This window comes from uncultured Roseobacter sp. (assembly GCF_947491795.1).
In the GTDB taxonomy this organism is placed as follows: domain Bacteria; phylum Pseudomonadota; class Alphaproteobacteria; order Rhodobacterales; family Rhodobacteraceae; genus Roseobacter.
The window spans coordinates 678,583-701,761 of record NZ_CANLKW010000001.1 but is presented as its reverse complement, the minus strand read 5'-3'; the positions used below and the strand labels follow the sequence as shown (position 1 = coordinate 701,761).

Below are 23,179 nucleotides of genomic sequence, written 5' to 3'. Positions count from 1 at the left end.
CAAGATATACCCTCAGATGAGACATCTGACCAAAGTCTGCACATGGGGGGTGGACTGTAAATCAGGGGTTCGGGACGTGGCAGAATCTGAAAACAGCGATCTGACAATCATCGGAATCGGGTCATCTGCGGGTGGTCTGGAAGCGATCAGAGAACTGGTCTCTACGCTGCCGACAGATCTCAGCGTTGCCTATGTTGTGGTGCAGCATATGTCGCCACACCACAAAAGCCTGATGACAGAACTGGTGGCCCGCCAGACCGCGCTGAGCGTGGTGGATGTGACCGACGGTATGGCGCCTGAGCCCAACGTCATCTACGTCACGCCGCCCAAAACGGACGTTGTCTATGAGGACGGAAAGCTGTTTCTGGTGGAGCCGAGTACAGAGGTTGCATCCCCAAAGCCCTCTGTAGACCGTTTTCTGCTCAGCCTGGCCGACGAGCATGGCGAGAAATCCATGGCCATTATTCTGTCGGGCACAGGCACCGACGGGGCTTATGGCGTCCAGGCGATCCGTGAGGCCGGTGGCATAACAATTGCACAGGATACCGAAAGCGCCAAATATGACGGCATGCCGATGGCGGCGATGCAGACCGGCTGTGTTGATCTTGTTTTGCGCCCGTTTGAAATTGGCACACATCTGCAGAAAATCCTGACTTCGCCACGTGATTTCGATGCGTTCCGCCAGGAATCTTCGGAAAAAAGCCCGTCGTCTGATCTGTTGCAGATCCTGCTCGCCCGGACCCGCGTGGATTTCCGGGAGTACAAACAGACAACCATCAACCGGCGCATCGAACGGCGGATGATCGCGCTCGGGATCGAGAGCCACGAGGAATATACGCAATTCTGCCGGGTGAACCCAAACGCCGTGGATGCCCTGTTCAAAGACCTGCTGATTTCGGTCACACGGTTTTTCCGCGACAAGTCCGAGTTTGAACAGCTCAGGGACATGCTGCCTGCGCTTTTGAAAAAGAAAAACCACGGACCGCTGCGGGTCTGGATTGCGGGCTGCGCGACGGGTGAAGAGGCCTATTCCATTGCAATTCTGCTCTGCGAGGCACTGGGTGGCGCCAAGGTTGCGCTCAAAGACCACGTTCAGATTTTCGCCACCGATATCGACAAAGACGCGCTGGATGTTGCCCGCAAGGGCGTTTACGGCATGGCGGCGCTGAACGACATTCCCAAGAGCCTCGCAGACCGCTATTTTATCCAGCAAAACGATGGCATCCGGGTGATCGATACCCTGCGTTCGGCCATTCTGTTTTCCGATCACAACGTGTGCCAGGATCCGCCGTTCCAGAAGGTGGATCTGCTGTGCTGCCGTAACCTGTTGATTTATTTTGGAAACGCGCTGCAGCACAAAGTCATGTCGCGGTTCCATTATGCCATGACCGAAAGCTCGCTGATGTTCCTGGGCACCGCAGAAAGCGTTGCCGGCTCGGACGAGATGTTCGTGCAGGACAGCAATTCGGCGCATATCTACCGGCGCAGATCGATCCGCCGGTCAGAGCACACGCCGTTTTCCGCCGCGCGGACGATGCCACAGTCAAGAGCTCTGAACCCGGTCAAACCCTCGGTGCCGGTGGGCGATTCCACCGACCGGCAGATGTTCGAGGCGCTCGCGCTGTCGCTGGGCAAGAATTCGATGCTGGTCACCGACGAGTATTCGATTGTGCGTGTCTACGGAAACGTCAGTAACTATATCGAGGTCAGCGAGTCCTCGAACCTGAAGATGCATATTGATCTGCTGCGCCGTCCGTTCCGCGAAGAGGCGCGCAGTCTGGTGACGCTGGCGCTCAAAAACGATGAGAACCGTTCGGGAGTGCGCCACCTGCTGGCGGATGATGATGATGCAGAGATCCGCCTCGACGTCTATCCGATCATCGCCCGCGACATCAACGAGCGGGCCGCACTGGTGGTGTTCAAGGAAGTCCAGGTTGACCGGGCAAAAGGCGCGGAGAAGCAGCTTGCTGCACAAAGCGACGATGTGGACCATGACCGCATCCGCCTGCTGGAAGACGAGGTCGCAACGACCCGGGAAGCGCTGCAGCAAACGATCGAGGAGCTTGAAACCTCGAATGAGGAACTGCAGTCGCTGAACGAAGAGCTGCAATCCACCAACGAAGAACTGCAGGCGACCAACGAAGAGCTGGAAACCTCTAACGAAGAGCTGCAGTCCACCAACGAGGAACTGATCACAGTCAACGAGGAACTGCAGGTCACGGCTGCAGAACTCAGCGGACGCACGGGCGAGCTGATGTCGGTTCTGGAAACCGCGCCGCTCTCCATTATGGTTCTGGATACGGCGCTGCAGATCAGCCAGGCGACCAATGCAGCCACGGAAATGTTCGGCCTCTCGCGCCCTGTGGCCAACCCGCATATCAGCCAGTGTGTCGTTCCTGAGAGATTTCCGACGCTCGCACCGATCTGCAATGAGACGCTCAAGCTTGGTGAACCGATCTCGCGGGAATTCACCTCGCGCGGGTCACGCTACAAGCTCACCTGTTCGCCCTTCTTTGACATGCGTGGTCAGATGAAGGGTGTGACGATGGTTGTGTCGGAATTCCCGGGCCTTGCACAGGAGCTGGACCTGATCCTCGATCACGCCGAGATTTTCATGCTCAACCGGGCCACTGACGGCACCATTCTGCGCATCAGCGAAAAATCAGCCAGAACACTGGGCACAACGCGGGCGGATGCAGAGGGCGTGAAATTCCGCGAAATTGCATCTAAATCGGTCGTCAAAAAGGTCGCCGAGCGGGACAACCTGCTTATGGACAGCCCGGACGGACGCATCCAGCATCTTGATCACATGTCTTTCGCGGACAGCGATGAAGAAATCTGGATGAAGACGGAAAACTTCATCTTTGCCGATCCATCTGTGGCGAATACCTCGATTTACTCGGTCGGGACCGACATTACAGATGTGATCCGGTCCCGTAATCAGGCCGAGGACGCTGTGGCACAGCTTTTGCTTTTGCAGGATCTGGCAAGGGTTGGTTACTGGTCGGTCGATCTGAAGTCCGGGGAAGTTTACTGGTCGGATGAGGTCTACCGTATCCATGGTGAAGACCGCACCGAGTACACGCCCAATCTGGAGGAAGGTATCGAGTATTACCATCCGGACGACCGCGAAAAGGTGCGCCGGGAAGTCAGCCGTGTTGCAGAAGAGGGGGGCGATTTCCGTTTCCGCAACAGGTTACAGACCAAAGCCGGGCAAACGGTCATGATCGAGTCCATCGGGATGGCGCGTGCGGATGAAAGCGGCGAAATTCACAAGCTGATCGGCGTATTCCGTGAGCTGCCCGAGGGCGAGGCCTCAAGCGAGGCCGCCGAATAAAAACACCTGTTCTGAAACCGGTCTGAGACAGGTTTCTGGTTGACCGCGCGGCCAATCCTGCGCACCCTTTGCGAAAATTACAAAGGGAGATCAGACATGTACCTCAGAACCACCGCCTCCGCGCTCGCGTTTGCCGCAATGGCCTCTGCCGCTGCCGCAGATTGCACCGAAGTGACCTTCTCCGATGTTGGCTGGACGGACATCACAGCAACCACTGCGGCCACGACGGTCGTGCTGCGCGCGCTGGGTTATGACACGGATATCAAGGTGCTGTCCGTGCCGGTGACCTACACCTCGATGGCGCAGGGGGATATTGATATTTTCCTTGGCAACTGGATGCCCACGATGGAAGGCGATATCGCGCCCTACCGTGAGGCCGGAACCGTCGAGACCGTGCGCGAAAACCTGGAAGGCGCGAAATACACCCTTGCTGTAAACAAGGTTGCTACGGATCTGGGAATTAAGGACTTTTCGGATATTGCAACACATGCAGACGCGCTGGACGGTCAGATCTACGGCATTGAGCCGGGTAACGACGGCAACCGCCTGATCCAGTCGATGATCGATGCAGATGCATTCGGGCTGAGCGGTTTCGAAGTCAAGGAAAGCTCGGAACAGGGTATGCTGGCGCAGGTCGAACGTGCCTCCAAACGCGACGAACCCATTGTGTTCCTGGGCTGGGAACCGCACCCGATGAATGCCAACTTTGACATGGGCTATCTGACGGGTGGGGACGACTTCTTTGGCCCGGATCTGGGCGGTGCGACGGTCTATACCAACACGCGCAAGGGCTATGTTTCAGAATGCCCGAATGTGGGCGCGCTGCTCGGCAATCTCAAGTTCACGCTCGCGATGGAAAACGAGATCATGGGCGCGATTCTGAACGACGGTGAAGAGCCGGACGATGCAGCGGAAGCCTGGCTGAAAGCGAACCCGGATGCGTTCAAGGCCTGGCTTGATGGTGTGACGACGGTTGACGGTGGTGACGCCACGGCCGCTGTGAATACAGCCCTCGGCCTTTGATTTGATACCCGCCCGGTCCGGGTTTTCCGGTCCGGGCAATTCCGCCAGAAGAGAGGTGACCCGTGCTGGAATGGCTGACCGAAACCAAGATCCCGGTTGGCAAGACCGCCGCGGCTTTCTTTGACTGGCTCCAGACCAATGGCGAATGGTTCTTTGACGGGCTCGCCATTGTGATGGAATGGATGATTGATGCCATCCTCTGGGTCCTGCAGACCCCGCATCCCTTTGTCATTATCGCCGCATTCGTTGCCATCACATGGATGTTGCAGCGGAGCTGGAAGGTCTGCCTCTTTGTCGTGCTTGGTTTTCTGTTCATTCTGAACCAGGACTACTGGGAGGAAATGACAGAGAGCATCACGCTTGTGATGTCAGCCTGTGTTGTCTGTATGGCGATCGGGGTGCCCATCGGTATCGCGGCAGCGCACCGGCCGCGTCTCTATCAGGCGATGCGGCCCGTTCTGGACCTGATGCAGACCCTGCCAACCTTTGTGTATCTGATCCCGGCGATCGTCTTTTTTGGCATCGGTATGGTCCCCGGGCTGATCGCCACGGTGATTTTCGTGGTGCCCGCGCCCATAAGGCTGACGCATCTGGGTATCAGCACGACGCCAAAACCGCTGCTGGAGGCGGCGGATGCCTTTGGTGCCACACCGATGCAGAAGCTCTGGAAAGTGGAGCTGCCCTATGCACTGCCGCAGATCATGGCCGGGCTGAACCAGACCATTATGCTGTCGCTGTCGATGGTGGTTATTGCGGCACTGGTGGGGGCGGATGGCCTGGGCGTGCCTGTTGTGCGCGCGCTCAACCAGGTGAACACATCGCTGGGTTTTGAGAGTGGTTTTATTATCGTGGTGGTGGCGATCATGCTGGACCGCATGCTGAGGGTGGACCGGAAATGAGCGCTGCTGTTGAATTCGACAACGTATCGATTGTTTTTGGGGAAGCGCCCGGGAAAGCTCTGCCAGAGATGGATGCAGGTAAAAGCCGCGCAGAAGTAGAGCAGGCCACGGGACAGATCCTAGGTGTGCACGACTGCTCGCTGAGTGTGGAACAAGGCGAGATCCTGGTGCTGATGGGGCTGTCGGGCTCTGGAAAATCGACGCTGCTGCGTGCCGTCAACGGCCTGAACCCGGTGGTGCGGGGCGCTGTACGGGTGTTTGACGGGGAGTGGTCCTGCGATGTTACGCATTCCACTGCCAATGATCTCCGGCGGGTGCGCCGGGAATGCGTCTCGATGGTGTTCCAGCAGTTTGGGCTTTTGCCCTGGCGAACGGTGCGCGAAAACGTGGGGCTCGGTCTGGAACTGGCCGATCTGCCCAAAAAAGAACGCGTTGACCGTACCGACCGCCAGCTTGAGCTGGTCGGCCTGTCCGACTGGGCAGACCGTCGCGTCGGAGAGCTTTCGGGGGGTATGCAGCAGCGCGTCGGCCTTGCGCGGGCCTTTGCAACTGACGCGCCAATTCTGCTGATGGATGAACCCTTCTCCGCGCTCGATCCGCTGATCCGCGCGCGGCTTCAGGACGAGTTGCTCGATCTGCAGCGTGACCTTAAGCGAACGATTATCTTTGTCAGCCATGATCTGGATGAGGCATTCAAACTGGGCGACCGTATTGCGATTATGGAGGGCGGTCGGATTGTGCAGTGCGGCACGCCCCAGGATATCTTCTCCCGCCCAGTAAACGGCTATGTGGCGGATTTTGTCGCCCATATGAACCCGCTGGGTGTGCTGCGTGCGCAGGATGTGATGGAACCCGCCACCGGAGCGACGGGTGAAACCGTTCCAGCCCGAATGCAGGTGGAACACGTCATGCGCCAGCTGCTGGAATCGGACGGACCAATTGCGGTCGAGCATGAGGGCGATATCGTAGGGCAGATTACAAAGCGCGGGGTGATTGCCGGAATTCTTGATCCGCGCGAAACGCCCGACGGGGCAGGGGGCGCTCAGTCCTGAATGGCTTTCAGCCAGGCGATCAGGTCTGCGACGGCGCGGGTTGTTGGTATTTCGGTTCCCGTTTCTGCGTAAAGGGTGACGGGGCTTCCCTTGAAAAACCACCCATAGACCGGCATTTCGCCGCCGTGCCCGGACAGGGGTGTCCGCCCGTCGATCTGTGAAACGACACGACGCGTCGGAAAGACCCCGTCGTTGTTTGCCGCAAGGCGGGTCAGATCTGCCGGGGCATTTTCCAGAATTCCCGCCATTGACCCATCTCCTGCTGCATCTGGACCGTGACAGGATGCGCAGTGCAGATGGAAAAGCCGGCCGCCCTCATCTCTGTCGCCGGCCACTTCAGCGCCAGCGCCCGAGGCGATCAGACAGACGGCCAGGCCGATGATCATATGCATAAAGGCTCTCCCCCAAGATGCCTTGATTTTAACAGGTCAGGGAGGGGCGGGCATTGACGCATATCAATCAGGGTGACACCGGCGGATGCCTCAGGATCACCACATTCTGGGCGGCCAGCGACCTATTCCTGCCCGAATCAACCGGTAAATCCTCGTTAACTAAGATTTATAAAGGTTGTGTAATCATGAAACTGACATCTCTTCTCACCGGCGCGTTTCTGGCTCTTGCGGCCCCTCTGAGCGCTGCAACAGTTGGCTATACCGAAGGCTCCAGGGCGCTCGTCGATGGTACGACCCGTATCTCTGATGCGGCCGCCAGCGGGCTCAATCTGGGAACCATCGGATATGGTGCAGGCGAATTCAGCCAGATCGTTCTGTCCGGCCGTCTTGTTGGGCATGCGGACTTTTTCACCTTCACAGCGGCGTCAGATTTCATGGTCTCCTTTGCGTTTGACGGAATTTCTGTTGGTGGAAACGAGATCGAGAGCGGTTTTGTCCGCGAACGGCGCGGCCATAACGAAGCTGACTTTGTGCTGCGCCCGCAGGGTGATCCCGCCGGCACACAGACGCGCCGCCTGAGAACGGATATTTCCGACCCGTCCGACTACGGTACCACGCCCACGATCTTCCGGGCCCGTGGCGGACAGACGTATTCCTTTGGTGTGGACAGCCGTGTGGCGCGCGAAAAAGGGGCCGCAACTTACGATATCCGCATCAGCGTTGTCCCATTGCCTGCCGGGGTGCTGTTTCTGATGACCGGTCTTGCCGGGCTCGGTGTGCTGGCCCGCCGCAAGAGCTGAAGCGCAGAGCACTTCGTGTGAATTCAGGCGCCTCCGGACCCCGGGGGCGTTTTTTGTTATACAGTTTGTTTCTTGTGCTCCCCGCGCACTTTTGTCTGTGCTAGTCTCACCGGGACCAAAGCGGAACTGTCGCCTCATATGAAAATTAGGATTGCTGACGCGGAATTTGATTTCGGCCGTGCCACTGTGCGCCGCGCCGGGCAAACCTCGCTGTTGTCTGCAGATGCGGCCTCTGTGCTGAAGTGCCTTTATGATGCCGAGGGCGCACCAGTGTCCGAAGAAGCCCTGGAGGCACAGTTACAGGTGGGCAAGGACGCCCCCGGGCAAAGATTGACCGATGCTGTGGCGGCAATACGCGCGGTTCTGGGCACTGTGGCGGGCCGGGCGCAGGTGATCAGCCATGTGCCGCGTGCCGGGTACCGTTTATGCGTTCCCGCCCGCGCGCTCCCTGTCCGGTCCTTGCAGCGGGCGCAGTCAGACTGTGTGCTTGTGGGCGTTTTTCGTCTGATCCGCGGTCGTGCAGAAGATGAACACGCAGGCAGCGCGCTGACCGACGATATACTCAGTCACCTGTCCCGGTTCACTGATTTCAGAGTGCTCAGCCGGATGACATCTGATGCAGCTCTGAGCCAAGGCTGTGATCACGCGGATCTGCTGCGCCTTTTTGGCGCGGGCAGTCTGATAGAGGGCAGTCTTCTGCGCCATGCCGAGGCATTTCGTGTGAGTGTTCGGATTGTGTCAACGACCCGGGGTGACATCCTGCACAGAACGCAACTTGATTGTCCCGCGACAGTGGCGGGACTGAGCAATGCCGCAGCAGAGATTGCCCGCTTTTGCGCCCGAGGTTTGCAAACCGAACATGCGGCGCAAAACGAGCAGCCGGAGCATCTGCCTGTTTCAGACACCGGAGCCGAAACTTATGAAGCGTACTGCTGGCGCGCCGCGGCAGAGGCGGCGTACCGCGACAGGGATGCAGCGCAGAGAAAGCGGCTGATTGATGGCTTTTCATCCGTCGCTGCGGGAACTCCCGACGCACTCACTCTGGCATCATGTGCCTTTCTGCACCTGGCCGATCACAGGGATTGCGTTGATCCGGCGTTGAAAGCCGTTAGCCTGGAAAAGGCAGATGCGGCGGCCCGCACATCTGTCGCGCAAAATCCGCACTGCGCGCGGGGGCAGGCGGCCCTGGCAGTCAGCTCAATTCTGACCGGGGACAATGCTGGTTTTCTGACAGCAGCCAATGAGGCCATTCGTCTGTCCCCGCGCGATCCGGTTGTTCTGGCCGAAACAGGCTATGGTTTTGCACTGGCGGCCTGCGAGGCCGAAGCTGTCGCCCTGCTGGAGACTGCGATTGAACTCAGTCCGGTTCATCCTGCCTGGTATCATTATCCGCAGGCCTGGAGGTACATGCGCCTTGGTTATGCGGAACAGGCGCTTGAGGAAATGCTGCGGGTCCCGGCGCCGGGAGATGCCTGGTATCATGCACAGCTGGTGTGGATATCAGCCGCGTGTGGCAGAACAGATGCAGCGCAGACAGAACTGGTGGCGCTGCAGGAGCTCGTTCCTGATGTCGCCCAGGCCCTCGCCAGCCATCTGGAACCAATGCGCGGCAACCCGGCGCTCGTCCGGATGATCTGCGAGGGCTGGCGACGGGCTGGCGTGTCTTTGGATTGGTTGCCAAACGCGGAAACACCGCTGCCCTCTGGCTGTGCAGGGTGAATGGAATACCCGTCTTATTGCGAAAAAAATATGGGCCTGTAAAAAACTAGAGCTTCACCGGGCAACAGTGTGCATCTGACCGGGTATCTTTCAGCTGAACATATGCAGCAGACTTCCGGTCGGGCATAGCATCTTGCAGGGTATTAATAGGTGGCGGAGACGAAGTCCGCCTACTTTACTCTTTAATATACTGTTAATTAAATGAAAATTTAATAATCTTTAAAAACATACCACGCAAAATACCACCTCTTACTTAGGAAAAACTGGGTATAAGCCCTGAACTTGCCAGGAGGCATTCAAAATACGCTGTCCTGCGCCTCGCCAATGTCGCAGGGCTTCGGACGAATAAACGGGACCCGGCTTCAACGGTAGCATGATCCGAAAGCCGGCACTGGCAAATAATGCCGCCATGACAGCTTTGCGGACGGGGATACAATTCCCCGCGCCAACCCGAACGGTAGCATTCTGCACAATGCGTTTGCTGTAAGAACGGGCGGGAAGCCGTCATTCGCTGCGCGTGCGAGGTCAATACCGCAGTTTTTTGGGAGCGGACATTCAAGGTTTGCAGTACTTGAAAGACATACACTAGTTGCCACCAAGATTCGGCTTTGCTGCGTCGAAGTCGGCGAACTCTGGATTTACCCTGCAATCCGAGGGTCGCTTGTGAACAGCGAGTGCAGGAATTAGCTCAGCCTAATCACTCGTATTCTATTTCAGCTTTTTCAATGATTTAGCGAATAGGGGCTTCACACCTTGTTGGTTGTTTGGCAAGTTTCCGCCTAGGGTTGTGGTTGCGACGCCACCCCAAGGTAAAGATCATAGGTGGCAATTTTTAAGTGCATGCAATTAGTGATGAAAATGAAAACGGGAAAGTAGCCAAAGCGCAGCTCTTAGTCGAACATACTAAACGACTGACTTATGCATCTTTGCAAAATGCCGTTCCACTGCTGCGCAAGGTCGAGCTCCAAGCCGGCGAAGAGGGTCTACCTGCAGGTAAGCTCCGTCTAGATGTTCACCCTCTTTTCGCGCAATCGCGAGAATGGCCGTTTGATCGAATTTTACCTGGTGGATCGGTCGTTCCAGCCGAGTTGGAAACAAAACAGGACAGCGCATTTTTTGACAACTTGAACGAAGCTGAACATGGGCAGCTTCGGCTAGTTGCAGAGTTTGATGATGATCATCCCTCAATTTTGTTTGAAGCGTCGGTAGAGCTTCTGGCCCGAGATGAATGGGGCGGCATCCATGAAATGGGCCAACTATTGGCTGCTTTTGTACAGCCGAACGACACGCGTGTAGCCGCAGTCTTAAGAGCAGCTTCTGATGCAATGACGAGACAAGGTCTGCCCTCTGGTCTTGACGGGTACCAATCTCGAGACCCGGCTCGAGCATGGGCTATCGCCGCAGCAATCTGGTCGTCGATTGAGGGAATGGACATACGGTACGCGGTACCGCCCGCTTCTTTTGAGAAGCGCGGACAAAAGGTTCGAATGCCCAGCCGATTGGCGGAAGAAGGTCTTGGAACATGTCTGGACACGAGCCTGCTTCTGGCGGCCGCATTGGAGGCTGCTGGCCTTAATCCGGTTGTGATCTTCACCGAAGGCCATGCTTTTGCGGGTGTCTGGCTGGTCAGTCGGACTTTTTCGACCGCTGAGACCTGGGATGTGACAGAGCTACGTAAGGCGATTGTCGCCCGTGAATTCCTGCCGTTCGAAACAACGCTCCTGACCGGTGGCAAGCGCGGCACATTCCGTGGCGCCGTCGTCGAAGGTGGTGCACAATTGGATGAGGCAAAAGAGCATCTCTTTGGTGTTGCAGTTGATATTGCACGCTGTCGATCATCGGGGGTCCGACCACTGGCGCGTGCAGGCGAACCGACCGAAACCGAAGCTCCCGCCGCGGCAGACCCAATGGCTGCCTTCAAAGATCTCCTCCCGCCGGAAGGTTTTGAGCCACCTGATCCGGCCGAAGACGAGGCGCCAGCAACACCACAAGGCCGGATCGATCGATGGCAGCGCAAGCTGCTTGACCTATCTTTGCGCAACCGCTTGCTGAATTTCCGCGACACCCAAGGGTCATTGATGCTGAAGTGTCATGATGTACCGCGGTTGGAAGATGAGCTCACTGAAGGGCGCGCCTTCAGGATGGTCAGCCTACCAGACGAGAATCCGAGACTTGGCCGTGACCCAGAGCAATACCGTCGGGAAACTGGCGAGGATATTGACGCGCGTGTCATTCGGGATGCGTTTGACAGAGGCGAGCTTTGCAGCCCTCTTCCTAGAGATCAGATGCGAAAGCGTCTCATCGCACTGTATCGTAAAGCAAAAAGCGACCTTTCTGAGGGGGGAACCAATACGCTGTTTCTTGCGGTTGGTTTCCTTCGTTGGAAGCAGACTGAGACTGCGAAAAAGGATCACCGCGCACCTCTGCTGCTTGTCCCTGTGACCCTACGAAGAGCATCGGCATCTTCACCTTTCACGCTCGTTCATCAGGGCGATGAAGTCCGTTTCAATCTGACCTTGTTGGAGAAACTGGCCGAACAAGGCATTGAGGCACCGGACCTAAAGGGCGAATTGCCACGAGATGATGCGGGCCTAGATGTTCCACGCATTTTTAAGCGGATGCGCGAAGTTGTTCGAGATATTCCCGGCTTCGAAGTTGTTGAAGACCTCGCTCTTTCGACTTTCTCTTTCGCGAAATATCTGATGTGGAAAGATCTCGTTGATCGCACAGATCAGCTACGTGAAAGCCGCCTAGTTGCGCATCTGATCGACACTCCTGATGACCCCTTTGTCCCACCGGATGCGCCAGGATTGCCAAGGCCCGAAGAAGTAGAATCCAAGCTACCACCGGCTGAGACCTTCACGCCGCTTCCAGCTGACGCCTCACAGTTGGCTGCAGTTGCTGGTGCGGTCGAAGGTCACGACATGGTCGTAATCGGACCGCCTGGAACAGGGAAAAGCCAGACAATTGCCAACCTGATTGCGCATTGCTTGGCCCACGGAAAGACAATTCTGTTCGTCGCAGAAAAGGCTGCCGCCCTTGATGTGGTACACCGCAGATTAACCTCTTACGGATTAGGCGATGCGGTACTTGAGCTTCACAGCTCAAAAGCTGAACGGAAGAACGTAATCCGGCAACTTGGGCAGGCTTGGGAAAGACCCTCGGACGGGCAAGCCGAGGCGGAATGGGCGCGTATTTCAACGGAACTTGGGCTCGAGCGAGACCAACTCAACGAATACGTTGAAGCCCTACATCAGAGACATGAGAACGGGTTAACGGTCTTTGAAGCCGTTGGGTTAGCATCTCGGGAGGTCCCGATTGGTTTGTCTTGGGAGAGAATGGACGCCCATGACAACGAGACGCGTGAGAGCTTACGCCGCCTCGCTCGTGAATTGGGCGAGGTAGCGCCACGCGTTCGCAATCCAGGTGCATTGCGATTGATTGAGGAACCTGAGGGAGGTTGGTCCAACGCTTGGACGAATGAGCTTTTAGCCGCAGCTTCGGCGCTTGAGGATTTACTCCCTAGAGCACTGAAGGCACGGACAGAGATGGCAAATGCAGTCGGTCAGAACCCAGCTGCTGATCCAGCAACGCTTGATGCTTTGGCAAGGGCGGTTCTTGAAGAGGAAGAAACTGACCGCGCGGCTTTGGGTAGACGTGATCCTGCTGAGGTCCAAGCTGAGACCGAAACTCTGCGAGAAGTTCTGGCCAGATTAGACACAGCCGAAGGCCGCCTTTCTGTTCCCTATTCAGCTCGGGACTTACCACGCGTTCCAGTTGCACAAATCGACGCCGAGTGGCGGCGCGCGGCTGCAAGTTTTTGGCCGTTTTCGATGTTTCGCAAAAGTGCCGTGAGACGAACTCTGTCTGCGTATGCACAGGGAAAAGCAAATCCGGAAAGCGATTTGAACCTGATTGAGGAGATGCAGGAGGTCCTCGCTGCTCTCGATACACATCCGTTGGCTGGTCTGAGCGTTTGGCGCGGGCGCGAAACAGATACGAATGCACTCAAAGCCGCGGCTATCAGGGTAGCTGCAACGGACACTGCCGCCACTGCTGCGGCTATCAATCCGGCTGAAGGTCTTGGACGTGCTGAAGCAAAGTCACTGGTGCTTGCGCTTGATGAGATGGCACCAGCCCGTGCTCGGTTTGAGCGGTTGGCTGGTCGCACATTGGATATGGACCTCGTCGACCTGCGAGATGCTCTTCCGGAACTTCGCCGCGATACACGGCGGTTGCAGGATTGGTTGCATTGGCGCGGCCTAGTTGCGCAAGCGGAGGCTAGAGGCCTTGCGCCGCTTTGTGCAGCGTTGGAGGTCGGTGATGTTGAGGATGCTGAGGACGCGTTTGATCGCGCATATGCGGCATGGTGGACTCCCCTAGCCATAGATGCCGCGGCTCCGCTTCGCACTTTCATTGGTTGGAAGCATCAGAATCGGATCGAAGCCTTTCGAGAGCTCGACGCCCGTCATGCAGATTTAGCTGCTGAAAATGTTCGCAGGCGCATTGCCCACGGTTTGCCTCGGACGGAAAACATAGCCCGTAATTCGGCCCTTGGTCGTTTGCGAGACCTAATGAGCCAACAACGACCAAGGGAGTCGATCCGCACATTGCTCGATCGACTGGGTCCGACCACGACCAAGCTGACACCTTGCGTACTCATGTCGCCACTTTCGGTTGCGCAATACCTACCAGCAGGCCAGGCCAGCTTTGATATTGTTCTCTTCGACGAGGCGTCGCAAATCACGACTTGGGACGCCATCGGTGCGATCGCTAGAGCGCGTCAATCGATCATCGTTGGCGACCCGAAACAGATGCCACCATCTCGTGCTTTTGATCGCGTGCAGGAAGATGATGAGGAGCTGGCTTTTTACGAAAGGGACCAGGCATCTATTCTAGATGAAGCAGTAGCAGCTGGCGTGCCATCCAACGTTCTTAGAGTGCACTATCGATCTCGGGACGAAGGTCTGATCGCCTTTTCGAATGCTCGCTATTACGATGGAAGCCTTGTGACATTCCCCGCGCCACGTGCTTGGGGAGAAGCGGTGCGACTACATCGTGTCGATGGGATCTATGAGCGCGGCGGCTCTCGAACCAATCCCGTGGAAGCCAAAGCCGTGGCCGAATTTTTGGCGAAGCGTCTGCGGGTTGAGCTAAAAAAACCAGAAGACGGCCGCGAAACCATCGGCGTAGTCACTTTCAATATTCAGCAACAGCAGCGCATCCTTGATCACCTCGACAAAGCGCGCACCGACAGTGAAGAGCTGGAATGGTTCTTTTCTGATGAGCGCGAAGAACCGGTTATCGTGAAAAACCTTGAAAACATTCAGGGCGACGAACGCGATGTGATGATCTTCTCCACGACCTTCGGCCGCGATGCTGCTGGCAAGCTATCGATGAATTTCGGGCCGATGAATCAAGATGGGGGTCAAAAGCGCCTCAATGTTGCCGTCACTCGCGCAAGGCGCGAGATGCATGTGTTTACTTCCATTGATGCAAACGACATCGACGTCTCCCGGACAAAAGCAGAAGGCGTCCGCGACCTAAGGGATTTCCTTGACTATGCCGCTCGCGGCCCTGATGCCCTGACTGCCGCAGATGCAGGCTCCCTAGGCGGCGTGGACAGTCCATTCGAGGCCGAGGTCAAAGTCGCTCTGGAAGCGCTTGGTTGGGAGGTTCGCACTCAGGTGGGTGTATCGGGCTATCGGATCGACTTTGGCATCGTCCATCCTGATCGTGCAGGTCGCTATTTGGCCGGTGTTGAGTGCGACGGAGCGGCCTATCATTCGTCGCCTACTGCGCGCGATCGAGACCGCATGCGTCAAGCGGTCCTTGAAGGTCTGGGGTGGAGGATTGAACGCATATGGTCCACCGAGTGGTTCTCCCATAGGCGTGATGTCTTAGAGCGGCTAGACGCTGACCTCAGGACACATCTTGAAGAGGATCGGCAACAAGTCGAAGAGGGTCTTGAGGAGACTGACGAAGTCGATACTAAGGTGGCGGCTCCCGAAACTGCAACACTTGCACTTTTTGAAACAGCGGCAACGGAAGAGAATGAGCCAGAAGCCGTTGTAAAGGCTCAAGGAGAACAACATCCAAAGCTAGATCGCGTTGCCCTTCAGGCGAAGCGTGCTTTTGACTTGGGGGATATGCCAAACGCGGATGACCCGCTTAAAGCAGATCCAGACGCCTTTCACGATCCATCATACGATGAGACCCTTCGCCTGATGGTCCGCGAGATTGTCGCGTCCATAGAGCCAATTCATCTGGATGCAGTTTCGCGCGAGGTCGCTGAGCGACATGGATGGAAACGTGTTGGTGCTAGGATCCGCGCGCGGGTAGAAGTGGCTACCAAGGGTTTAAGCCGGACTCGGGAAACCACCGGGGATTTTCTCTGGAGGAACCCGCCCGAACATATAGTCGAGTGGCGCGAAATTCCTGGACGTGATCCCGCCGAAATTTCCATTGCTGAGCTTGCAGGTTTGTTGAGAAAAGAACCAAATATTATCCAGACAGATGACCCTACCCTGGCACTAGCGAGACGGTTGGGCTTGTCACGACTGGCAGAAAGTCGTCGATCACAGCTGAGCACAGCCCTTGAAGAAGCGCGAGTGCGGTCGGATGCCTGAGCCAAGGTTCAATGGTTTTGTGGGAAGATCTGCGTCACATTGGCCTCTTCGCCGAAGACGGAGGTCCATATTTTTTGGAATTTGCTCCCCATTTTTACAGAAAGTCAAAAAGATCCGGAGTTCTTTCATCACGCCGCGCACTCAAACCTTCGCCAAGATGAAGACATGGATGTTTCACACGTGTGAGCCCATTACGCCCCTCGAAGTGGACCCACCCACCTCTTGGCATGCCAACGCTTAGGATCGGGGCATTGCAGATTGGACAAGCCCGTTTGAATGATGCGCCCTTGCTGCGTCTTTCGCTGCCCCGGAGCACCCAACCGCCACGGACAGAGATCGTACGGCCCCTAACCAGCCGCCGAGTGTGAGCCTTTCGAAAGTACCACCGTTCGGTCATCCTAGCCCCCTTCTTTCCTCAACCCGGCTGCCGCTTGGGGTCGAGCGCACGTAAAAGCCTTGTGGAATAGCCTCCTGCACCAGCCCGACGTGCGAGATCAGGCCGACGGCCCGGCTGCCCTCTGTCAGCGCAGCAAGAACTTGGATCACTTGATCCAGCGTACCCGCCCCATTCTCGGTATCGAGGCTTCCGAAGCCTTCGTCGATAAAGATTGTGTCCATCCGGATCTTGCCCGAGAGGCTCTCGACCACATCAGCGAGCCCAAGCGCAAGGGCCAGTGCCGCGATAAAGGTCTCGCCACCTGACAGCGTGGCTGTCGCGCGCGCCTTGCCGGTGTTGATGTCGAAGACTTCGATTTCGAGCCCACGCTTGCCTCGACCGCCAGATGCCTCGAGCCCACGCGTCAGCCGGTAGCGACCACGCGTCATAGGGCCGAGCCTCATATTTGCCGCCTCGAGAACCTGGTCGAACATTGCACCGATCGCGAAGGTCTCGAGTGTCATGTTGAAATCGTTCTTGCCGTTGGCCAGATCAGCCAGCCCCCGGAGCGGACCGGTCTCGGTTTCAAGCCGCTCGGTTTCGGCCATGGCCGCGGCAAGCGATTTCTTGAATTCGGTCAGTGACGATACATCCGCTCTCGCCGTGGCGAGTGCAGCGTTGGCCGCGTTCAAGTTCTGAGTGGCTTCTGCCAACGCCAGCTGAAGCGGGGAAAGGTCCGGGCGTTCACGATCTGCGCAAGCGGCTGTGGCGTTCTGCAATGTCGTGCGAGCAGCGATCAAGCCATCGCGGTGATCGGTTACCTTCTTGCGGTCGGCGTCGAGAGTCAGGAAATGTGCCTTGCAAGCATCATATCCTGCTTTGTCCAGCCCGACCTCGGCAAGCCGAGCGGCAAAATCACCTTGCGCCTTTTTTGCGCGCTGCTTCTGCGCGCCGTGCGCCCGCCTCGCTGCGTCAAGTTGCTCTTGCGCACGGGTTAGCGCTTCACTGGCGGCTCGGTCCTGCTGCGTCGCCATTTCCAGCGCCTCGGACAGTTGCTTTTGCTCTCTCTGCAATGCCTCCCGTCGAGCGACAACCGCCCCGGGCGAGCGCAGACCTTCCGGCAGGGCCTCGATCACTGCATCCAACTTGGCGCGCGCGCCGGCAAGAGCGGTCCCGGCCTTGCCCGCAGCGGTGCGCGCTGTAGCCTCAGCAGTTTCTGCCTCGGTCACTTTCCGCTTCAGTTCGGCCAACTGCTCCGCCATCGCGTCTAGATCGACTGCTTCTCCAAGCGCGGCGACATCGCCTTCAAGCCGTATGATTTCAGCTTCGAGTTCCGCCATCGTGCGCTCGGGTCGTTCCTGTTCGTCCAGCGTCTCCTTCTTTTCATCCAGCCACGTTCGGCAATTGCCAAGTTCGGTTTCCGCCCGCACCCGGGCTTCGGCTGTAGTTCTCGCTTCAGACTGTGCTTTGCGAAACGCTTCGGTCAAACCAGATTGCTCGGGCGTGCCATGAGCCGGCGCAGGATGATCGTGGGAACCGCAGACAGGGCAGGGCGCTCCTTCAGCCAACTTTTCGGCCAGAATGATCGCCTGCGTGCGCGAAAGCCGTACCTCGGCATCGCTCAAGGTCTCCTCGGCGACCTGTGCCGCATGGGCTCTAGTGGTCAGTTCGCTCGTTGCCGCTTCGACCTTTCGTGCGGCATCGGCGACAGCTCCCTGCGCCTTTGCATACGCCGCTGCCTTCACCCGGTCCCGGTTCACCTCGGCGATCTCACCGTTCAGCTTGCCTCGCAACGCTCCGGTCTTTCGCGCCTGTTCAAGCACCATATCGGTCGCATCACGCTGAGACTTGAGCCTTTCGCGGGCCTCTATGGCCTCGGTCAGCGCCTTCTTTGCTGAGGTTTCGTTCGTCACAGCCTTATCAAATGTATTCTGTAACTCTGAAGCCTGCTCGACCTGTTTCTCAATGGCCTCCAACTTCGTCAGGTCGGCCTGAACCTGCTTCCGTCGCTCCCCATCAGACTGCGCCTCGACCATTTTTTGCGCGGCATCTTCCTTCGCCTCATTGGCGGTATTGAGCTCCGCTTCAGCGTTGGAAACGGCATCCACCGCAAGTCGTGCGTCTTGCTCCGAATTGTGCCAAGCCGTCTCAAGATCACGGGCTTTCAAGGCATTGCTGACAGCCTCTACCCGCCTAGCCAGAGCATCAACCTCATCATTATTCGCTTCAAGGCCGTCAAGCGCCTGCTGCGCAGTGTCGACGGCAGCAAAAGCCTTCTCGATCTGTTCGCCTTCGGCCAGCGTCTTGCGCGCGGCTTCGTTCACTGCCTCTGTGATCTGCTGATCTCGCTGTTTTTCCTCGACCTTGGCTTCCGCTGCAGAAATTCCTAGCTCCAGTGCCTCACCGCTCTCGAAGCCGCGTTCCTCAAGCCGCGCTACATAGAGTGCACGTTGGTCGCGTAACGCTCGCTCTGCCTCCGAGGCTTCTTCCTTCAGCCGAGCGGCGAGATTGCGATAGATCTTCACGTCGAAGAGATCTCGTAATATGTCGACCCGCGCATCGGTTTTTGCGGTAAGGAACGTTTCGAACTTGCCTTGAGGTAGGAGTACGATCTGCCGAAACTGATCCGCTCCGTAGCCAAGCAGAGCCTCGACCTCTCTCCCAACTACCGAGACCTTCTTTTCTTCAATTACGCGACCGAATTGGCTCGGGCCAAGCGTATCCACCGGGATCCCGGTTACGTCGAATAGGGAGGCTTCCGCTGCGTCATCTGTTGTCCCTTCGCCGCGCGCCTTCGGACGCTCTTGCGCCGGACGACGACGGATCAGGTAGGTTTTAGTGCCGAGCTCAAAAACAAATTCGACTTCAGTAGGTAAATCAGGCGCAGAGTGATCCGAACGCAGCGACCGTGGCTCCTGATCGGTCTTGGTTGGTGCGCCAAAAAGCGCGAAGGACATCGCCGAAAACAGTGTCGACTTTCCCGCCCCCGTCTGACCGTAAATTCCGAACAACCCTGTTTCCAACGCAGAGCGGAAATCGACCACCTCGGTTGTCGCGAACGGCCCGAAGGCCTGAAGCGATAGGCGAATTGGTCTCATGTCTGCTCCTCCCCGGAGGCTACCACGTGGAGCTTGTCTGCTACGATCGCGACTTCGGAGGCATTTGGTTCTCGGCCGCGCACAACCTTCATGAAGTTGCCGACCATCTCGATCGGCGTGACTGCGGCCCGTCCGTTGCCGAGCGCCTTTGTCTCCGGAGCGCGTGCCTGACGGTCGTAGGCCAGATGGCAGGCATTGGGGTAGGTCGCGCGCAACCGTTTCATCGGATCAATCAGAGGGTTTTCATCCGTCAGATTGGCCTGGATGAAGTCTTCAGACGGCGTTCCTGCCAGAAGATCCGAGAATGCTCCGGTCAGCGAGCGCACTTGCCGGATCGGACGGAACGCTACGGTACGGATCTCGACCCCGTCAACTTTGAGATCGACGATAGTCATGGATTTTTCACTTCCCGCCTCGTCAAAACCAAACGCGAGCGGTGCGCCGGAATACCGAATATGGCTTGCGCCTACTTCCTGCGGCTTGTGCAAATGCCCCAGTGCTACATAGTCCGCCCCGTCGAAGACATCAGAGGGCACAGTTTCGATCCCGCCGACCCGTGTCAGGGCGCGCTCGGTCTCACCGACCGCGCCGCCTGCAACGAAGGCATGAGCCACTACGACCCAACGCGCTCCTTCGGGCACCTGACCCCTCGCTGCGGAGATCTGGGCCGCGACGACATCTGCTGGTGTGCTGATACCCTCATCCCCGAACACTTCCCGCGCTGCGTATTCATAGGAAAAGGGCAGCGCAGAAAAGGCGATCTCGCCATGTTCGTCACTCAGCAAAAGCGGAGTCTCGACCGCGTCGGCGATTCCGCGCACCAGCACCCTCGACGCGGTGGAGAAGACAGACATTGCCTCGATCCGGTCACCGGAATCGTGGTTTCCCGCAATCATCACTACGGCGGCTTCGGTCTCCTCTGCCACGCGCTTGAGGAAGTGGTTGAACTGCCGGATTGACGAATTGGGCGGCGAAGCACGATCAAAAACGTCCCCTGCAATCACAAGAACTTCGGCCCGTTCTGCCAAAAGCGTCTCGAGAATCTGGCCTAGGATGGCTTCATGATCCTCCTCGAGGCTCAACCCCATGAACTGACGCCCTAGGTGCAGATCTGCAGTATGAAGTATTCTCATGACGCACCATCAATTATTATACATGTAAAAACTATATGGACAACGGTAGAGAGTCAAGATATCCTTCCCCCATGCCCTTCGACGACCTCAAACATGCCCAGCGTGCGCGCCTAGAATACCTCGACAGACTGTTTTTCTGGGACGGTGCAGCGACGCGTGCTTCCTTGATCAAGCGTTTTGGTATTTCGAATGCGCAGGCCGCTCTCGATTTTCGGACTTACCTCGCCGAAGCGCCAACAGACGCGCTGCACTATGATGCGTCGTCGCGCCAATACCTTGCCGATCACAGCTTTGAACGGCTCACTGGTAAGTCGTCTTCGATGGAGCTGGAGCAACTCTTAGTCGGCACACCATCTCCCGCATTCGATAGATTGCCAGATTTGCAACGAATTCAGGACCTGCGCGTCTTACGGCCGCTCTACCGTGCCTTTAGGGCGAAAGAGGCAACAAGGATCGTTTATCAATCGATGCGAGATCCAGAACCGATGACTCGCTGGATTGCTCCTGTTCGGTTCGCTTCTGATGGCGTTAGGCTTCACGTACGAGCCTGGTGTTTTGAACGTAAGGGTTTCCGTGACTTCCATCCTGCTCGCATTGACCCTGATCAGTCGTTCGCAAAAACCAAGCCAGCTGGTGCGGTACCCCGAGATGACGATTGGTTCACCTGGGCCATCCTGAAACTCAAACCGCATTCAAGATTGACTGAGGCGCAGCAACGCGTTGTCCGCATTGAATTTGGGTTCACCTCAGACGTGCTTGAGGCCAGAACCCGGAAAGCACTTGAGTTCTACACGAAACGCCGATGGGGTCTTGAGCAAAAAGAGCCTCGTCTAGAACGGGTCTCTATCGACTATATTCCGATGAGCGAGGAGGAGATCGATGCAAATTGATATGTGCCGCATAGATCCCTCCCTCAATATGAACCGGTTCTATTCCGTGGGGCTGACCAAAGACCTGTTTGGCCAACACGGCGTCCACCGACAGTGGGGCCGCTTTGGTACTTGGGGGCGGCATTGCCACGATTGGTACCGGACACAAACCGAGGCTGAGACTGCCCTTTCTGATTTAGTCAAACAGAAGCTGGCGCGCGGCTACCTGATCAAACTGACCGCGTCAGAAAGCCATGGGCGCTGACGACGCGTGATTCATGAATTCGCGGCGAATGACCGCTAAGCGGGCTGCGGCCGCAGCAACCTGAAGGCCGCTCCAAGGTCCGGAATGGGCCGTTCTCAAGCATAGTCCAGACGTGGCTGATGTCTGCTGCCGGTCAGTCTCCTGGGTCAACTCAGAACCTTTTTTCAGTTGTGTAAATGACGTGGAGAAAATAGCTTACCGCAATGGATTACCGGATCGTTCCTGCGACGAACGGCTTCGTCAAACAGATATCCGCGATCTGGGAGACTGGTTGGCAAGAAGCTCATGCGAATATTGTGCCGCCTCAGTTAGCGAAGCTGCGTAACAGGCAGAGCTTTACAGAGCGGGCGTTGGAGAATGTTGGTGGCACAGCCGTAGCAATTGATGGAACGACGGTGCTGGGTTTCTGCATGGTTAAACAAGACGAGCTGTACCAGATGTACGTCTCGCCTGACGCGCGTGGCACTGGCGTCGCCCAGGCCCTGATCAATGAAGCAGAGAACCGCGTTCGGGCAAATGGTTACGCGACGGCCTGGCTCGCATGTGCCGTCGGAAATGAAAGGGCTGGTCGGTTCTATGAAAAGTCTGGTTGGATCAATACGGGCAGGACAATTGTGGAGTTAGACACCTCTTCAGGGCCGTTTCACCTTGAAGTGTGGAGGTTTGAGAAAGACCTGCACTTGAATGAAGCCGGCTAACTCCGCGATCTGTTCTTCGGCTTCCCTTTGTTTGCAAGCGCAACGAGTGCTGCCTCTGAAGGCCGCACCACAGCATCAGGGCCTTGGTTTGGAAGTCGGCTTCGGGCCATGCTTGAAGATCCTTGGCGCCACGTGATCATGATTGCCGCGCTGCCTCCGAGGTCTGATATGAGCCTTTACCTACCAATTTGAGCCATACCAAGTTCTGGCGGTTCTACGTTGATTACATTGATCGTGCGACCAGGAGTATTCAGTTGGTGATGCAATAAATTTCCTCGAAAACCATCGGTCGCCCAAGTCGTTTCCGAAGCATAATCCAGAAAATGTTACTTGGAATAACTACGCAATCGCCACCCTTGAAAACTTCATTGACCCAGCCCCTAGATCCGGGCCGTTCAGGTGTAGAATCCGTTCATGGTTCTTTCTATTGATATGGTTGCGGTCAAGGCCTGCTGAGCGGAACCTTTGCGGAGCTCAAGCGAGGCAGGTCGGGTAGTGCGGTAGAGATTGGCGTAGACGGATGGAGCCAGTCCGCCAAGCTAAGTACGCGGTCGTTCTGTGTCACAATCCATCCTCCAGGTTTCGATGATCTTCCGCGCCTGGGCGAGGTTGTCGAAGATGTGTTCATTCAAGCATTCGTCCCTGAGCCTGCCATTGAATGACGCGAAAAAGGCGTTCTGCATGGGCTTGCCAGGCGCACGCAGGTCTTTTCCCGCTGGCATTTCTCCGAGCCGTGAGCCGAAAATCAATCAGCTGGTCGTTTTGATCGACCGCCCGCCGCAAACAGCACCATCGGCTGTTCACTCTTATTTAGGTTTGATCCACATGCCATAGCGGCCCGCGCCTTGAGCGATGCTGACTGTAGACGCGCTTGCGAATCTCAGGTCCA

At 57.0% G+C, this 23,179-nt stretch carries 13 protein-coding genes and 1 pseudogene; 10 read left to right on the top strand and 4 right to left on the bottom strand.

From position 1 onward, the window contains the following. The first annotated feature begins 76 nt into the window (after positions 1-76). The 4 genes from Q1A34_RS03470 to choV all read left to right on the top strand — a co-directional run bounded on the left by Q1A34_RS03470 (position 77) and on the right by choV (position 6,311). The gene (locus Q1A34_RS03470) at positions 77-3,337 is read left to right on the top strand and encodes a chemotaxis protein CheB (protein WP_300030782.1); all 3,261 of its coding nucleotides are present in this window, start codon (positions 77-79) and stop codon (positions 3,335-3,337) included. Between the two features lie 96 nt (positions 3,338-3,433). Beyond that, complete coding sequence (locus tag Q1A34_RS03465) at positions 3,434-4,360, top strand: choline ABC transporter substrate-binding protein (RefSeq protein ID WP_300030780.1); 927 nt, start codon at positions 3,434-3,436, stop codon at positions 4,358-4,360. Between the two features lie 65 nt (positions 4,361-4,425). Beyond that, positions 4,426-5,259: a choline ABC transporter permease subunit gene (gene choW / locus Q1A34_RS03460; protein ID WP_300032325.1), complete on the top strand. Its 834-nt coding sequence runs from the start codon at positions 4,426-4,428 to the stop codon at positions 5,257-5,259. Then, positions 5,256-6,311 carry a choline ABC transporter ATP-binding protein gene (gene choV, locus Q1A34_RS03455; protein WP_300030778.1) on the top strand — a complete coding sequence of 352 codons (1,056 nt, stop codon included), beginning with the start codon at positions 5,256-5,258 and terminating at the stop codon, positions 6,309-6,311. Before choW ends, choV begins: the two co-directional genes overlap by 4 nt. Here choV and Q1A34_RS03450 read toward each other — a convergent pair. Next, positions 6,302-6,703, bottom strand: coding sequence for a cytochrome c (locus Q1A34_RS03450; RefSeq protein WP_300030776.1), 402 nt, complete (start codon positions 6,701-6,703; stop codon positions 6,302-6,304). The two genes, choV and Q1A34_RS03450, sit on opposite strands and share 10 nt — an antisense overlap. Before the next feature lie 185 nt (positions 6,704-6,888). On the opposite strand from Q1A34_RS03450, the gene Q1A34_RS03445 reads away from it, so the two are divergent. The 3 genes from Q1A34_RS03445 (at position 6,889) to Q1A34_RS03435 (ending at position 15,851) form a co-directional block, all read left to right on the top strand. After that, positions 6,889-7,503 (top strand): VPLPA-CTERM sorting domain-containing protein, encoded by a 615-nt coding sequence (locus Q1A34_RS03445; protein WP_300030774.1) that lies wholly within the window; start codon positions 6,889-6,891, stop codon positions 7,501-7,503. Positions 7,504-7,641: 138 nt separating this feature from the next. Then, complete coding sequence (locus Q1A34_RS03440) at positions 7,642-9,222, top strand: hypothetical protein (protein ID WP_300030772.1); 1,581 nt, start codon at positions 7,642-7,644, stop codon at positions 9,220-9,222. 836 nt (positions 9,223-10,058) lie between these two features. After that, positions 10,059-15,851: a DUF3320 domain-containing protein gene (locus Q1A34_RS03435; protein ID WP_300030770.1), complete on the top strand. Its 5,793-nt coding sequence runs from the start codon at positions 10,059-10,061 to the stop codon at positions 15,849-15,851. Between the two features lie 393 nt (positions 15,852-16,244). Here Q1A34_RS03435 and Q1A34_RS03430 read toward each other — a convergent pair whose 3' ends face one another. After that, entirely contained in the window at positions 16,245-19,325 is a 3,081-nt protein-coding gene (locus Q1A34_RS03430) for an SMC family ATPase (RefSeq protein ID WP_300030767.1), read from the bottom strand. Further along, complete coding sequence (locus tag Q1A34_RS03425) at positions 19,322-20,458, bottom strand: exonuclease SbcCD subunit D (protein WP_300030764.1); 1,137 nt, start codon at positions 20,456-20,458, stop codon at positions 19,322-19,324. The genes Q1A34_RS03430 and Q1A34_RS03425 overlap by 4 nt, the downstream gene beginning before the upstream one ends. A 71-nt stretch (positions 20,459-20,529) precedes the next feature. Here Q1A34_RS03425 and Q1A34_RS03420 point away from each other — a divergent pair, with 71 nt between their 5' ends. The 3 genes from Q1A34_RS03420 (at position 20,530) to Q1A34_RS03410 (ending at position 22,290) form a co-directional block, all read left to right on the top strand. Next, a complete protein-coding gene (locus tag Q1A34_RS03420; RefSeq protein WP_300030761.1) occupies positions 20,530-21,348 on the top strand; it encodes a WYL domain-containing protein in 819 nt (272 codons plus the stop codon). Further along, positions 21,338-21,592 (top strand): WGR domain-containing protein, encoded by a 255-nt coding sequence (locus Q1A34_RS03415; protein ID WP_300030758.1) that lies wholly within the window; start codon positions 21,338-21,340, stop codon positions 21,590-21,592. Before Q1A34_RS03420 ends, Q1A34_RS03415 begins: the two co-directional genes overlap by 11 nt. 203 nt (positions 21,593-21,795) lie before the next feature. After that, the gene (locus tag Q1A34_RS03410; RefSeq protein ID WP_300030755.1) at positions 21,796-22,290 is read left to right on the top strand and encodes a GNAT family N-acetyltransferase; all 495 of its coding nucleotides are present in this window, start codon (positions 21,796-21,798) and stop codon (positions 22,288-22,290) included. A 539-nt stretch (positions 22,291-22,829) separates the two neighbouring features. Here Q1A34_RS03410 and Q1A34_RS03405 read toward each other — a convergent pair. After that, a pseudogene (locus tag Q1A34_RS03405) lies at positions 22,830-22,988 on the bottom strand (transposase); the annotation flags it as partial. Positions 22,989-23,179 lie beyond the last annotated feature (191 nt).